Origin of the sequence: Xanthomonas sp. 3307 (assembly GCF_014199735.1) — a bacterium.
Lineage (GTDB): Bacteria > Pseudomonadota > Gammaproteobacteria > Xanthomonadales > Xanthomonadaceae > Xanthomonas_A > Xanthomonas_A rydalmerensis.
Window position 1 is genome coordinate 87,128 of record NZ_JACHOG010000004.1, and the last position, 13,596, is coordinate 100,723.

Annotated in this window: 12 protein-coding genes; 8 read left to right on the forward strand and 4 right to left on the reverse strand. The window is 66.5% G+C overall.

All coding sequences use genetic code 11. The annotated features are described in order from the left end of the window. The first annotated feature begins 193 nt into the window (after positions 1-193). On the forward strand, positions 194-1,174 hold the full coding sequence (locus GGR64_RS11720; RefSeq protein ID WP_184645997.1) for an NAD(P)-dependent oxidoreductase: 981 nt from the start codon (positions 194-196) through the stop codon (positions 1,172-1,174). On the opposite strand, the gene GGR64_RS11725 is transcribed toward GGR64_RS11720, so the two are convergent. Then, on the reverse strand, positions 1,171-1,494 hold the full coding sequence (locus tag GGR64_RS11725) for a hypothetical protein (RefSeq protein WP_184645999.1): 324 nt from the start codon (positions 1,492-1,494) through the stop codon (positions 1,171-1,173). The two genes, GGR64_RS11720 and GGR64_RS11725, sit on opposite strands and share 4 nt — an antisense overlap. Before the next feature lie 134 nt (positions 1,495-1,628). On the opposite strand from GGR64_RS11725, the gene GGR64_RS11730 reads away from it, so the two are divergent. From GGR64_RS11730 to GGR64_RS11760, 7 genes are all read left to right on the forward strand, one after another. Continuing rightward, positions 1,629-2,231: a restriction endonuclease subunit S gene (locus GGR64_RS11730; protein WP_260302998.1), complete on the forward strand. Its 603-nt coding sequence runs from the start codon at positions 1,629-1,631 to the stop codon at positions 2,229-2,231. Positions 2,232-2,247: 16 nt separating this feature from the next. Continuing rightward, entirely contained in the window at positions 2,248-3,756 is a 1,509-nt protein-coding gene (locus GGR64_RS11735; RefSeq protein ID WP_184646001.1) for a type I restriction-modification system subunit M, read from the forward strand. After that, positions 3,749-4,615 (forward strand): BRO family protein, encoded by an 867-nt coding sequence (locus GGR64_RS11740; RefSeq protein WP_184646003.1) that lies wholly within the window; start codon positions 3,749-3,751, stop codon positions 4,613-4,615. Before GGR64_RS11735 ends, GGR64_RS11740 begins: the two co-directional genes overlap by 8 nt. Positions 4,616-4,776: 161 nt before the next feature. After that, positions 4,777-5,277: a virulence RhuM family protein gene (locus GGR64_RS11745; protein WP_260302999.1), complete on the forward strand. Its 501-nt coding sequence runs from the start codon at positions 4,777-4,779 to the stop codon at positions 5,275-5,277. Next, the gene (locus GGR64_RS11750; RefSeq protein WP_184646005.1) at positions 5,277-6,506 is read left to right on the forward strand and encodes a restriction endonuclease subunit S; all 1,230 of its coding nucleotides are present in this window, start codon (positions 5,277-5,279) and stop codon (positions 6,504-6,506) included. The genes GGR64_RS11745 and GGR64_RS11750 overlap by 1 nt, the downstream gene beginning before the upstream one ends. Next, entirely contained in the window at positions 6,503-9,793 is a 3,291-nt protein-coding gene (locus tag GGR64_RS11755) for an HsdR family type I site-specific deoxyribonuclease (protein ID WP_184646007.1), read from the forward strand. The genes GGR64_RS11750 and GGR64_RS11755 overlap by 4 nt, the downstream gene beginning before the upstream one ends. Next, the gene (locus tag GGR64_RS11760) at positions 9,790-10,533 is read left to right on the forward strand and encodes a SprT family zinc-dependent metalloprotease (RefSeq protein WP_260303000.1); all 744 of its coding nucleotides are present in this window, start codon (positions 9,790-9,792) and stop codon (positions 10,531-10,533) included. The genes GGR64_RS11755 and GGR64_RS11760 overlap by 4 nt, the downstream gene beginning before the upstream one ends. A 74-nt stretch (positions 10,534-10,607) precedes the next feature. Here GGR64_RS11760 and GGR64_RS11765 read toward each other — a convergent pair whose 3' ends face one another. The 3 genes from GGR64_RS11765 to GGR64_RS11775 form a co-directional block, all read right to left on the reverse strand. Beyond that, positions 10,608-11,855 carry an MFS transporter gene (locus GGR64_RS11765; RefSeq protein WP_184646009.1) on the reverse strand — a complete coding sequence of 416 codons (1,248 nt, stop codon included), beginning with the start codon at positions 11,853-11,855 and terminating at the stop codon, positions 10,608-10,610. 152 nt (positions 11,856-12,007) lie between these two features. Next, on the reverse strand, positions 12,008-12,685 hold the full coding sequence (locus GGR64_RS11770) for a hypothetical protein (protein ID WP_184646011.1): 678 nt from the start codon (positions 12,683-12,685) through the stop codon (positions 12,008-12,010). A gap of 96 nt (positions 12,686-12,781) precedes the next feature. Further along, positions 12,782-13,570: a hypothetical protein gene (locus tag GGR64_RS11775; RefSeq protein ID WP_184646013.1), complete on the reverse strand. Its 789-nt coding sequence runs from the start codon at positions 13,568-13,570 to the stop codon at positions 12,782-12,784. Between the last annotated feature and the right edge of the window lie 26 nt (positions 13,571-13,596).

Genomic DNA, 13,596 nt, shown 5'->3' on the forward strand with positions numbered 1-13,596 from the left:
CCGGGCATTCGCTGTCGGCGCGGACCGTTGGTCGGATGGCGCGATGGCAAGAACGCGATGGCGCCCCATGCCGAACAGCTCCATCGGATCGTCCTTTCGGTATCGTTGGCGGACAGAACGCTGCGCAGCCGCGTGCGGCCCCGCCGCCTGCCTGCCCGCGACCTGACGCATCTCGCCCCAGCAAGGAGTCCGCATGCCGCTGTATCCCCTGTTCGCCGACCTGGCTGGACGCCGCGTGCTGGTCGTCGGCGGCGGCGAGGTGGCGATGCGCAAGATCGAGGCGCTGCTGCACGCCGGCGCCGACGTGCTGGTGTACGCACACGCGCTCAACCCCACGGTGGCGCAATGGCTGGCGCAGGGCCGGCTGCAGCGCGCCGATGGCGCCTTCGATCCGCAGTGGCTGGACGCTGCCTGGCTGGTGGTGGCGGCCACCGACGACGAGGTTTTCAATCGGCAGCTGGCCGAACAGGCCGGAGCGCGGCGCAAGTGGGTCAACGTGGTCGACGACGCCGCGCTGTCGACGTTCCAGGTGCCGGCGATCATCGACCGCGATCCGCTGCTGATCGCGATCTCCTCCAGCGGCGCGGCGCCGATGCTGGCGCGGCGCCTGCGCGAGCGCTGGGAAACCGAACTGGACCATTCCTACGCCGAACTGGCGCAACTGTTCGCACGCCACCGCGCCGCGATCCGTGCACGCCTGCCGGAGTTGGCGCAGCGCCGACGCTGGTTCGAGCAGGTGCTGGAGGGGCCGGTGCAGACGCTGCTGCAGAGCGGCCAGCGCGACGCCGCCGAGCAGGCCTTTACCGACAGCCTGCAACGCAGCGACGAGGTACCGCGGCAGGGCAGCGTGTGGCTGGTCGGCACCGGCACCGGCGACCCCGGCGCGCTGACGCTGAAGGCGCTGCGTGCGCTCAACCAGGCCGACCTATTGCTATGCGGTGCACAGGTGAGCGCGGCAGTACTGGGCATGGCACGCCGCGATGCCAGCCGCCAGCCGTTGCCGGAGGATCCGGCAGCGCACCTGGCGCTGCTGGTCGAACAGGCGCAGGCCGGGCAGCGCGTGGTCAGCCTGCTGCCGGGCGATGCGTTTCGGCAGGCGCCGCATGACGCGCTGGCGGCGCAGTTGACCGCGGCCGGCATCGCCTGCGAGGTGGTGCCCGGCGCGGCGCGTTAGTCGGCGCCATCACGCGCAGCCCCACTGGCCTGCGCCTGCACCGCAGAGACACGCAGAGCCGGCCACGACACCTCACGCAACACCAGATGCAATTGTTCGGCGAGCAACTCCATGCACACCGCCAACTCGCCCGCACGCACCGTCGGTGCGGCCTCGCGCTCCTCCGCCAAGCTGCGCGGCTGTGCCAGCCGCGCGAGGAACGTCACGAATTCGCCCAGCCGCACCAAGCGGAACTGGCTGTCCTCGGACAGGAAGTAACCCGTCCGATCGTCGCAATTGCGATGCGTCCCGGCACCCCGCTCACACCCGGATTCCGGCATTGCGCGCCCTCCTGGCTTGGGCCGCGTCTCGACCCCGCACTGTCCTTGTACCTGCAACGCAACGACTAGTCAATTATTTTTAGTGCATCATTTCGATTGGTGCAATTTTATTCTTGACATTCCCGATTAGACACATGATGATCGACACCATGACGGATCATGCAGAACAAACATCGTTGGCCGCTGCCGCCCAGATCATGCTGGGGCACCCGTTCCGCGGCACCATTCCCAGCATCCCCGGTGGCTCCGCGCGGGTCCTGCAACTGCGCGACATCCCGCCTTCTGCCGCTCCTGCCTACGACAACCTGCTCACCACGGAACTCCAGGGCCGCAAGTCGCCGGACTGGCTCCGCGACCAAGACATCGTCTTTGTCGCCCGCGGCGACAACACCTTCGCAACGCTGCTGGCCGATCCCCCGCCACGCACCGTGTGTTCGCCGCACCTGTACATCATCCGGGTCAGCCAGCCGCACACCCTCATGCCGGCCTTCCTGGCCTGGCAGCTCAACCAGACGCCGGCACAACGCTATCTGCGCCAGTCGGCCGAAGGCAGCAACCAACTGAGCATCCGCCGCAGCGTGCTCGACATGACCCCGATCCGCGTCCCTGCACTGGCCCGCCAACACGCCATCATCGCGCTGGACCGCGCCGCTCAGGCCGAGCGCCTGGCCCTGAATGCCCTGATCAAGAACCGCGACACCGAGCTGGCGATCCTCGCCGAGCGCCTCCTCTCCTAACCCTCCGGACCCCCCCATGAGCAAGACCGACATCGCCCAGGACACCATCAACGCCGCCGTCTGGGGCGCCTGCGACACCTTCCGCGGCACCGTGGACCCCAGCGTCTACAAGGACTACGTACTGACCATGCTGTTCCTGAAGTACGTCTCCGACGTCTGGCAGGACCACTACGACGGCTACAAGGCCAAGCACGGCGACAACCCGGAACTGATCGAAGAACTGCTCAAGAGCGAGCGCTTCGTGCTGCCGCATACCGCCAACTTCTACACCCTGCACGCCCAGCGCCACCGCCCCGGCAACGGCGAGCGGATCGACACTGCGCTGCACGCCATCGAAGACGCCAACCTGAGCAAGCTGCGCGACGTGTTCCAGGACATCAGCTTCAACGCCAGCAAGCTCGGCGAGGAACAGCAGAAGAACGACCTGCTGCGCCACCTGCTGGAAGACTTCGCCAAGCCGGCGCTCGACCTGCGCCCCTCGCGCATTGGCCAGTTGGACATCATCGGCAATGCCTACGAATACCTGATCAAGAACTTCGCCTCCAGCAGCGGCAAGAAGGCCGGCGAGTTCTACACCCCACCGGAAGTCTCCGCGCTGATGGCGCGGCTGATGGAGCCAAGGCAAGGCGACGAGATCTGCGACCCCACCTGCGGCTCCGGCTCGCTGCTGCTCAAGTGCGGCCGCCTGATCCGCGAGCGCACCGGCACTGGCAAGTACGCGCTCTATGGTCAGGAGGCGATCGGCAGCACCTGGGCGCTGGCCAAGATGAACATGTTTCTGCACGGCGAAGACAACCACCGCATCGAATGGGGCGATACCATTCGCAACCCCAAGCTGTTGAACGGCAATGCCCTGAAGCAATTCGACATCGTCGTCGCCAACCCGCCGTTCTCGCTGGAAAAGTGGGGGCACGACAGCGCCGATAGCGACCCGCACGACCGCTTCCGCCGCGGCGTGCCGCCGCGCACCAAGGGCGACTACGCCTTCATCCTGCACATGATCGAAGTCATGAAGCCGCGCACCGGCCGCATGGCCGTGGTGGTGCCGCACGGCGTCCTGTTCCGTGGCGCCGCCGAAAGCCGCATCCGTCAGAAGCTGATCGAAGAGAACCTGCTGGACGTGGTGATCGGCCTGCCGGAAAAGCTGTTCTACGGCACCGGCATCCCGGCTGCGATCCTGGTGTTTCGCAAGAAAAAGAAAGACAGGAACGTGCTGTTCATCGACGCCAGCCGCCACTACCAGGACGGCAAGAACCAGAACCTGCTGCGCGAAAGCGACCTGCAACGCATCCTGGACACGGTGCAGGCGCGTCAGAGCGTGGACAAGTACGCCTACCTGGCCAGCCCGGCCGAGATTGCCGGCAACGACTACAACCTCAACATCCCCCGCTACGTGGATACGTTCGAGGAAGAGGCCGAGATCGACTTGATGGCCGTGCGCCGCGAACGCGAACAGCTCAAGAGCGAACTGGCCAAGCTCGAGGAACAGATGGCCGGATATCTGAAGGAGCTGGGCTATGAGTGAAAAAAAACCGGACACCGCCGCCGATGCGATCGACGCATTGCCCAGCCACGAAGGCGCCGCGGTCCGGCGCACCTGGCATGCTGATCAATGGTGGTTCGCCGTCATCGATGTGGTCAGCGCACTGACCGACTCGGAAAGCCCGGAAAACTATCTGCGCAACCTGCGTCGCCGCGACGAAGAACTCTCCCGCAGTTGGGAAGCCCTGGTCACCCCACTGCGTGTGAGCACGGCTGGGGGCCCACAGCTACTCAATTGCACCACGCTGGAAGGCGCGTTGCGCTTCATCCAATCCATTTCCTCGCCGAAAGCCGAACCCTTCAAGCGTTGGCTGGCGCGCGTCGGCAATGAACGCATCCAGGGCCAGGAAGCGGTCGATTTCGATGCCTTGAGCGAAAACCAGCGCCGCCTGTTCCTGCGCGACCAGATCAGCCAGCACAACAAGGATCTGGCGGCGGCCGCCAAACAGGCGGGCGTGGAGACGCCGCTTGAGTACGCCGTCTTCCAGGACCACGGCTACAAGGGCTTGTATGGCGGCCTGGGCGCAAAGGACATTCACGCGCGCAAGGCGCTGAAGAAAAGCCAGAAGATCCTCGATCACATGGGCAGCACCGAACTGGCCGCCAACCTGTTCCGCGCCACGCAGGCCGAAGAAAAGCTGCGCCGCGACAACGTGCAGGGCAAGACCGCAGCCAACCGCACGCACTACGCCGTCGGCCAGACCGTGCGCAAGACCATCGAAGAACTGGGCGGAACCTTGCCGGAACACCTGCCTACCCCGCAAACCAGCATCAAGCGGCTGCAGAAGGACGCCACGCCGCCGCTGGAGCAGGACACGGACGACGATCAGGACACGCCATGAACCGCCATTTTCTCACACGGCAAATCAAGCACTTGCCGCAAGGGGGGGGTCAATGTGACCCCCCCCTTCCCAGGGTGATCCGGACAACCGCCCTGCCTAGCCTACAGCGAGACAAACCGTTATCACAGTCTTGGACCCGGGTGTCAGTCGTCAAGCACGCCTTGACAACTGACGCCGACGGCCAGAAGACCGCCGCACACCGCGTCGTGGAACGTGCCAACCCCGACCAGCCCAACATGGCACTGACCAGCTGGAAGGCCTGCCGCGTGCGCAAGACCGATGTGATCGTGGCCAAGAACTACCTGCACGCCGAGGAGATCACCCAGTTGAACCTCATCGCGGCGCTGTTCCTGGACTACGCCGAGGACCGCGCCAGCCAGCGCCAGGACCTGCGCACGGACGACTGGCGCCAGTACGTGGACCGCTTCGTCGAGTTCAACGAACGGCCGCTGTTGAAGGTTGCAGGCACGGTCAGCCACGAGCGCATGCAGCAGATCGCGCATGAGCGTTATGCGCTGTTCGATGCGAAGCGGCGCAAGGCGGAGGCGCTGGCAGCGGATGTGGAGGACATCCAGGTGCTGGAGTCGATGGAGAAGCTTGCGCATAAACGAGAGAAATGTCGATCAAATGGCCGACTGGCTAACGATGGGAAGAAATTTTGATGTTCCCTAAAGACTGGCGACACAGCACGATTGGCGAGTCCACCAAGCTGCTTTCCGGCAACACACCAAGCAAGGAGAATCCGGCCTTCTGGTCCGGCGATTTCCCTTGGGTGACTGTGAGGGACATGAAGACGCTTTGGCTGCAAGAAACGGGCTTGACCCTGACCGAATCAGGGAAAGCGGCGGCATCCATTGCACCTGCAAACTCAGTATTGGTTGTGACGCGAGGCATGGCTCTACTGAAGGACCTTCCAGTCAGCCTTGCCATGCGGGACGTCGCGTTCAACCAGGACATCAAGGCGATGGTTCCCATCGACAATCTTGATGCCCGATTCCTCGCCTACCAGCTTCAGAGCAAGAAGCATGTTGTTTTGGACATGGTCGACACTGCAGGCCATGGAACTGGAAAGCTAGACACAAGCCTTTTGAAGTCTGTTGACTTAGCACTGCCTCCGATTCGCGAACAGCGCCGCATCGCCCACATCCTCTCCACCTGGGATCAAGCCATCGCCAGTACTGAGCAGCTCCTTGCAAACGCCGGCGCGCAGCGAAAAGCACTAACGAACCAACTTTTCATCCATGGACGACATAGCAGCATGACCACACATGGATGGAAATTCGTCGACTTAGATGAAATTTTCGAACGTGTAACCCGGCGCAATTCGGTTGCGGACTCGAATGTGCTCACTATCTCCGGAACTCGCGGACTTGTCAGCCAGCGCAACTATTTCAACAAGTCTGTCGCAAGCCAAAATCTGGCAGGCTATACGCTCCTAGAACGTGGCGAATTTGCTTACAACAAGAGCTATTCAGCAGGCTATCCGATGGGAGCGATCAAACCATTGACACGGTATGACCGAGGCGCGGTGTCGAGCCTCTACATCTGCTTCCGGCTGCGCAATGAAGTCGAAGCGGATGCAGACTTCTTCCGGCACTACTTCGAAGTCGGGATGCTCAACGAAGGACTTGCGGGGATCGCCCAGGAAGGCGCACGCAATCATGGATTGCTCAATGTAGGTGTCGGCGACTTCTTTAAGCTGCGGCTACACATTCCAGATATGACCGAGCAGCGACGTATCGCGGCCATCCTCAACATGGCTGAACAAAAAGAAAAACTGATCGCAGCGCAACTGGACAAACTCCGTGATGAGAAGAAGGCCCTGATGTCCCAACTCCTCACTGGCAAGCGCCGCGTGCGCCTGACCGCCGACGAGGCCGCATCCACATGACCCACCGCGCCCCCGACACCCGCGAACAGGCCAGCGCGCAGCTGCCCGCCCTGCACCTGCTGTGCAACCTGGGCTGGCGGTACCTGAGCGCCGCCGAGTGCCTGGCGCTGCGCGGCGGCACCCGCGAGGTGCTGCTGTTGCCGCGGCTGGTGGAGGTGTTGCAGACCCGGCGCTACCAATACAAGGGCCAGGACTATCCGCTCTCGCCCGGCGCCATCGACCAGATCGTGCGCGAGCTGTCGGCGCTGCCGCTGGGCGAAGGGCTGCTGGCCGCCAACGAAACGCTGTACAAGCGGCTGGCGCTGGGCATCACCGTCACCGAGTTCATGCCCGACGGCAAGAAGCACCAGCCCACCATCGCGGTGATCGACTGGACCGACCCGGCCGCCAACCGCTGGGACATCACTGAGGAATGCGAAGTGCTGTCCGCCCAGGGCACGCACACCCGCACCTCGGACATCGTGGGCTACGTCAACGGCCTGCCGCTGCTGGTGATCGAGGCCAAGCGCGCCGATGCCGGGCATGCCGGCAGGTCGATGGTGGCCGAGGCCATCAGCCAACAACTGCGCAACCAGCGCGCGGAGGAGATTCCGCACCTGTTCGCCTATGCGCAACTGCTGCTGGCCGTCAGCCTGACCGAGGCGCGCTACGGCACCACGCTCACCCCGGCCACGTTCTGGGCGCGCTGGCGCGAGGAGCAGTTCGACGAGGCGCAGCTGAGCCGGATCAAGAACACGCCCTTGCCGGCCGCCACCGTCGAGGCGCTGCTGGCCGGCAAGCCGGACGCGCTGCGCGCCTACTGCCGGGCGCTGTGGGCGCAGCCGATGCTGCCCACCGAACAGGACCGCCTGCTGGCCGGCCTGCTCACCCCGGCGCGGCTGCTGGAATTCCTGCGCAACTTCGTGCTGTTCGACCGCAAGGCCGGCAAGCTGGTGGCGCGCTACCAGCAGTTCTTCGGCATCCGCGCGCTGCTGGCGCAGATCCGCAAACGCCGGCCCGATGGCGGCCGCGAGGGTGGCGTGCTGTGGCACACCACCGGCTCGGGCAAGAGCTTCACCATGGTATTCCTGACCAAGGCGCTGCTGCTGGACCCGGCGCTGCAGGAATGCCGGGTGCTGGTGGTCACCGATCGCACCGACCTGGAAACCCAGCTGGCGCGCAACTTCCTCAGCGGCGGCGCGTTCGGCTCGGCGGTGGCTACCCGCAAGGACGGCGAGCGCAGCAAGGCCACCACCGGCCGCGACCTGGCCCAGCGCATCGGCCAGGGCACCGAGCGCATCACCTTCTCGCTGGTGCAGAAGTTCACCACCGCCGCCAAGCTGCCCGAGTGCCGCAACCCCTCGCCCGACCTGATCGTGCTGGTGGACGAAGGCCACCGCAGCCACGGCGGCGAAACCCACGAGCGCATGCGCAAGGCGCTGCCCAATGCCGCCTACCTGGCCTTTACCGGCACCCCGCTGCTCAAGGACGAGAAGACCGCCAACAAGTTCGGCCCGATCCTGCACGCCTATTCGATGCAGCGCGCGGTGGAAGACCAGACCGTGGCGCCGCTGCTGTACGAGGAGCGTGTGCCGGAACTCGACGTCAACGAGGCCGCGGTGACCCGCTGGTTCGACAAGCTCACCGCCGGGCTGTCCGAAGCGCAGAGCAGCGACCTGAAGAAGAAGTTCGCCGGCAAGCGCGCGATCCACGGCGCCGCCAACCGCATCGAGCTGATCGCCTGGGACATCGCCGCGCATTACCACGAACACGTCAAACCACTGGGCCTGAAGGGCCAGGTGGCCACCGACAGCAAGCTGGATGCGATCCGCTACAAGCGCGCACTGGACGACACCGGCCTGGTCAGCAGCGCGGTGGTGATTTCCCCGCCCGACACACGCGAGGGCAACAGCGCGGTGGACGAGGACACCTTGCCGGAGGTGCAGAAGTGGTGGAAGCAGACCATCATAGATGCCCGCATCGCCCCGGAAGACTACGAGCGCGAGACCGTGCATGCCTTCGGCGGCGAAGGCGACCCGGAGCTGCTGATCGTGGTGGACAAGCTGCTCACCGGCTTCGACGAACCGCGCAACGGCGTGCTGTACATCGACAAGCCGCTGAAAGGCCACAACCTGATCCAGGCAGTGGCGCGGGTGAACCGCCTGCACGATGCCAAGCGCCACGGCCTGCTGGTGGACTACCGCGGCATCCTGCCGGAACTGGATACCGCCGTGCGCGCCTATCGCGACCTGGAGACTCGCACCCAGGCCGGCTTCGACCTGGCCGATCTGGACGGGCTGTATCACGCGGTCAGCACCGAGTACAAACGCCTGCCGGGACTGCATGCGCGGCTGTGGTCGTTCTTCGACGGGCTGGACAGCCACCACGATCCGGAACAATTCCGGCAACGGCTGAGCCCACGCTTCGTGCAGGGCGAGGACGGCGAGGAATACGATCAACGCCAGGCGCTGCGCGAGGATTTCTACGCAGCGCTGACCGAGTTCGGCCTGTGCCTGCAGACGGCGCTGTCCTCGCGCAGCTTTTTCGAGGACAGCGACTTTCCCGACACCCTGATCGACCGCTACAAGCAGGATCTACGCTTCTTTTCCGGCCTGCGCCTGACCGCGCGCCGCGACGCGATGGAAACCGTGGACTATGGCGTCTACGAAGAACAGATCCGCAAGCTGGTGGACAAACAGGTCATCGGCCGCGAGATCCGCGAGCCGCAAGGCGCCTACATCGTGCACGAATTGGGCAAGCACGAGGATCCCGAGACCTGGCCCGAGGACAAGACCCGAAACGAGGCCGACCTGATCCGGACACGCCTGCGCAAGACCATTGAGCAGGACCTGGCCAACGATCCCTATGCGCAGAAGGTCTTCGGCGAACTGCTGCGGCAGGCGATCGCCGAGGCCGAAGCGATGTTCGACCACCCGCTCAAGCAATATGCGCTGTTCAAGAAGTTCGAGGAGCGGCTGCAAGACGTGCAGTTGCCCGGTATTCCCGAGCGGTTGCACGCGCACCCGCATGCCCGAGCCTACTACGGCGCGATCCGGCTGGAGCTGGGCGAAGAGGCGATGGCGGCACGTCGGCCGCACGAGTCGGAGCGCCTGGTCGCCCTGTCGCTGGAGATCGATAGCGTCGTGCGCACCGCAGTCGCCGAGCATTCGCTGAACCAACAGAACATCGAGTCGCAGATCCGCCAGCAGTTGCTGCCGCGCGTGTTCGAGCTGGTGGGGCTGGAGCACGCCAAGGGCATCGTGGACCAGGTGGTGCAGATCACCCGCCTTGGGCTGCGCCCAGCATGAATCTGCCGGCCGCCACCGCGATGCAGGTGCGCTACGGCGAGCGCACGATTCTGTGCCAGATCCGACGCTCGCCTCACCGCCGCAAACGCAGTGTCGCCATCCATGTCGATACCGATGGCACGGTACACATGGATGCGCCGCAAGAGATCAGCGACGCCGACCTTCGCCAAGCCTTGCAGCGACGGGGAGGCTGGATCCACCGCCACCTGGTCGAGATCGAGGCACGCCGCCGCCTGCTGCTGCCGCGCGAGTACGTCAGTGGCGAGACGGTGCTGTACCTGGGGCGACGCTATCGGCTGAAGGTGTTGGTCGGTACGCAAGTCGAACGCACGGCGCTGCGCGGCGGCTATCTTGAGGTGACAGTGCCCGCACGATCGGCGGAGGCGGTACGCACCATACTGGAACGTTGGTTTCGCCAGCGTGCTAAGGACATCTTCCAGCAGCGCCTGGTCGCCACCGCCGAACCGCTGCGCTGGGTGACGCACCCACCCGCACTGATGGTACGCCGCATGCAAAGGCGCTGGGGAAGCTGCTCCACCAATGGTCGCATCACGCTCAACGCCAGCCTGATCCATGCCTCGCGCGAATGCATCGACTACGTCATCCTGCATGAGCTGTGTCATCTGAAAGCCCACCATCACGGCCGTGCCTTCCAGCGCCTGCTCGACGCGCACCTGCCGGACTGGAGAGCGATCAAGCAACGGCTCGACGGCATGGCCGAGCTTGTCATGCGGCGCTGATCGGCCACGTTCGGCGATCCAACTGCACACCGTGGCTATGGACCGATGGGGCACCATGCAAGCGCCAGGGGGAATCAAGCCGGCGCAGGTGCCCGTCGCGCCTCCACAGCCACCTGCCGCAGGTGCTTGCGCATGCCCACCCACAACGCCAGCGACAGCAGCGAGATGCCGCCCAGCAGCAGGAACGCGGCGCGGTAGCCGAACGCTTGGGCGATCCAGCCGCCCAGCGCCGGACTCAGCGCCGCGCCGACGCCCTGCATCGTCATCACCGCGCCCTGCCCGACGTTGACCCGGCCGGTGCCCTGCAGCAGGTGCGCCACCAGCGCCGGCACCGCCACGCTCTGCAGGCCGGCGCCGACGCCATCGAGGATCTGCACCGGGAACACGCCCCAGGTATGGATGACGCTGGCGGCGATCAGCCCGCGCAGCGGCAATGCCAGGAAGGTCAGCAACAGCACCCACCAGTGCCCGCGCACACGGATCAGGCGCATCGCCAGCAGCGAGACCAGCACCATGGTGGACTGGGCGACGATGATGGTGGTGGCGGTCAGCGCGTTCGGGTCGCCCTGGTGCGCGGCCACCACCGCCATGCCGTACAGCGGCAGCATCGCCGCATTGCCCAGGTGGAACAGCGCCAGCGCCGCGGCCAGTACCAGCAAGGGCTTGCAGGTCAGCAGCACCGACCAGCCACTGACGTGGGCGCCATTGTCGTCGTCCGCCTCGGCCATGCCGCGCGCGGCGCGGTGATCGATCGCATCGCGCGGAATCAGCAACACCGAGACGATCGCCAGCACGCCGAAGCAGCCGGTGAGCACGAACACCGCGCCGAAGCCGAATTTCCAGCCGAGCACACCGGCCAGCGCCGCGGCCACCACGTTGCCGGCGTGGCTGCCGACCTGATTACGCGCGATCTGGTGATCGAAACCGGCCTGGCGCACCAGGCCCAGGGTGATGCCGGACAGGGCCGGCCCCAGCGCGGCGGCGGCGAGTGCAGTCATCACCTGCGCGGCGATGACGCCCGGCAAGGTCGGCGACCACCACAGCAGCGCCGAGGCCAGCAGGATCATGCTGCAGCCGACCACCACGATGCTGCGCTTGCGCTTGGTCGCATCGACCAGCGCGCCGCCTGGCGTGGTGGCGAGCATGCCGACGATGCCGCCGGCGGTCATCACCGAGCCGATCGCGCCCAGCGACCAGCCCTTGGATTGCAGGAACACGCTCAGGAACGGGCCGAGCCCGTCCTGCACGTCGGCCATGGTGAAATTGAGCGCTTCCAGCGCGCGCGTACCGCGTGGGCGCTGACGCTGATCGGCGCCGCTCATGCGCGCACCGGCGAGAGCGAAGGAAGCAAGGAAGGAGGCAGGAAAGCGTGGTGCAGCGCAGGCGGGACGGGCGGCATGACGGAGTCCTGGATGAGCGAAGGCAACACAGGCGCGGCGGTGGCCAGGGGCACACCGCCGCGACGGCTCGGTACTTAGTGGGGCTTGGGCTTGGGTTTCGGCTTCGGCTTCGGCCCGTCCTTCGGCGCAGCATCATGCGCATGCCCGTGCAACGGCTTGTGATGAGGCTTGGGCGGCTTCGGTTTCGGCGCCAATGGCTGCACCGTCGCCTCGCTCGCACCCAGCGCCTGCGCATGCAGCACCTGGCCGTGCGCGGACTCCAGCAGTTCGCCCTGCGCCGCCAGCGGCTTGCCGGCGGCCAACCAACGCGCCGATTCCGGCACCGCGTGCGGCGGGAAGCGCACGATCAGCCCATCGTCCAACAGCGCACCATGCACCTGCCCGTGCGGACCGTGCAGCAGCCGCGCGATGGTGCCGGCGTGGCGTACCGCGTCCTGCGCGGGCTTGGGCTTGGCCGGCGGCTTGGGCTTGTGGGGCCCGGCATGCGGACCTTCATCGACGATGCGCTCGGCCCCGTCCGGATCGATCGCCAGCGCCACCAGCACATCGGCGCCGCGCGGCTTGAGCCCGCGCACGCCGAGGCTGGCGCCGGGATGCAGCGCCTTCAGTAGTTGCGCCGACAGGTGCGGCGGGGTGTGCACTTCGGTGCCATCGTCGAACAGCAGGCCGTCAACGTCGGCCTTGGGGTTGAGCAGGAAACGGGCGAGCGTGCCGCGGGTTTCCGGCAGGGAATCGGGATCGACCCAATGCATTTTGTTCTCCAGGAGAAAGGGGGAGCCGGCGGGGGCCGGCAGCGCCCGCCGCGAACGGCGGGCGCAGGGGTCAGGCGCGATGCGGCAGCGCCTGGATCAACGCGGTGCCGGCGGCGGCGGTGCAGCCGGCGCACCCGGTGCGCCCGGCGGCGGCGGGGCCGCCGGCGGCGCAGGCGGGGCCGGCGGCGCGAACACGGCCTGCAGCGAATTGCGGTCGCGGCCGACCTGGGTGGCTTCCACCGAACGGCCGACCTGGGTCAGCACGCCGAAGCCGTTGACGCTCAGGCGCGCGCCGGGCCGCAGCAGTTCGCTGTACTGCAGGGCGGCGTGCGGCGGCATGCGCACCACGGTGCCGTCGCTGAGCAGCACGCCGGCGGTGTCGCCGCGCGGGCCGTAGACCAGCCGCTCGATGCGGCCATCGGCCTGCAGCGGGGTCAGGGCCGGCGGTGCGGGAGGCGCCGGCGGCGGCGTCATCGGGTTCGGCGGGCGGTCGACCACCTGCTTGCCGCTGCGACGCGCGGTGATGGTGCTGGCCTGCAGCAGCGGCAGGCTGCCCAGGCGATAGCCCTGCACCGACACCGCGTCGCCACGGCGCACCGCCGCCTGCAGATCGGCCGACAGGTGCGGCGGGAAGCTCACCTGGGTGCCGTCCATCAGCCACAGGCCATCGACGTCGCCGTTGGGGTTGAGCATGAAGCGCTCGACGGTGCCGTCCACGCGCACCGGCGTGGCAGCGACGGGGGCCGCGGGCGGCGGCGGCGGTGCCGGGACGCTGCCGGGCGCCGGCGGGGCGGGAGGTGCGGGCGGCACCGGCACCTGCGCGGTGGCGGCAGCGGCGGCGGTGGCCAGCACCAGGGACAGAGCGAGTGCGCTACGACGGATCATGGATGTTCCTCCTGAGCGGCAAGGGG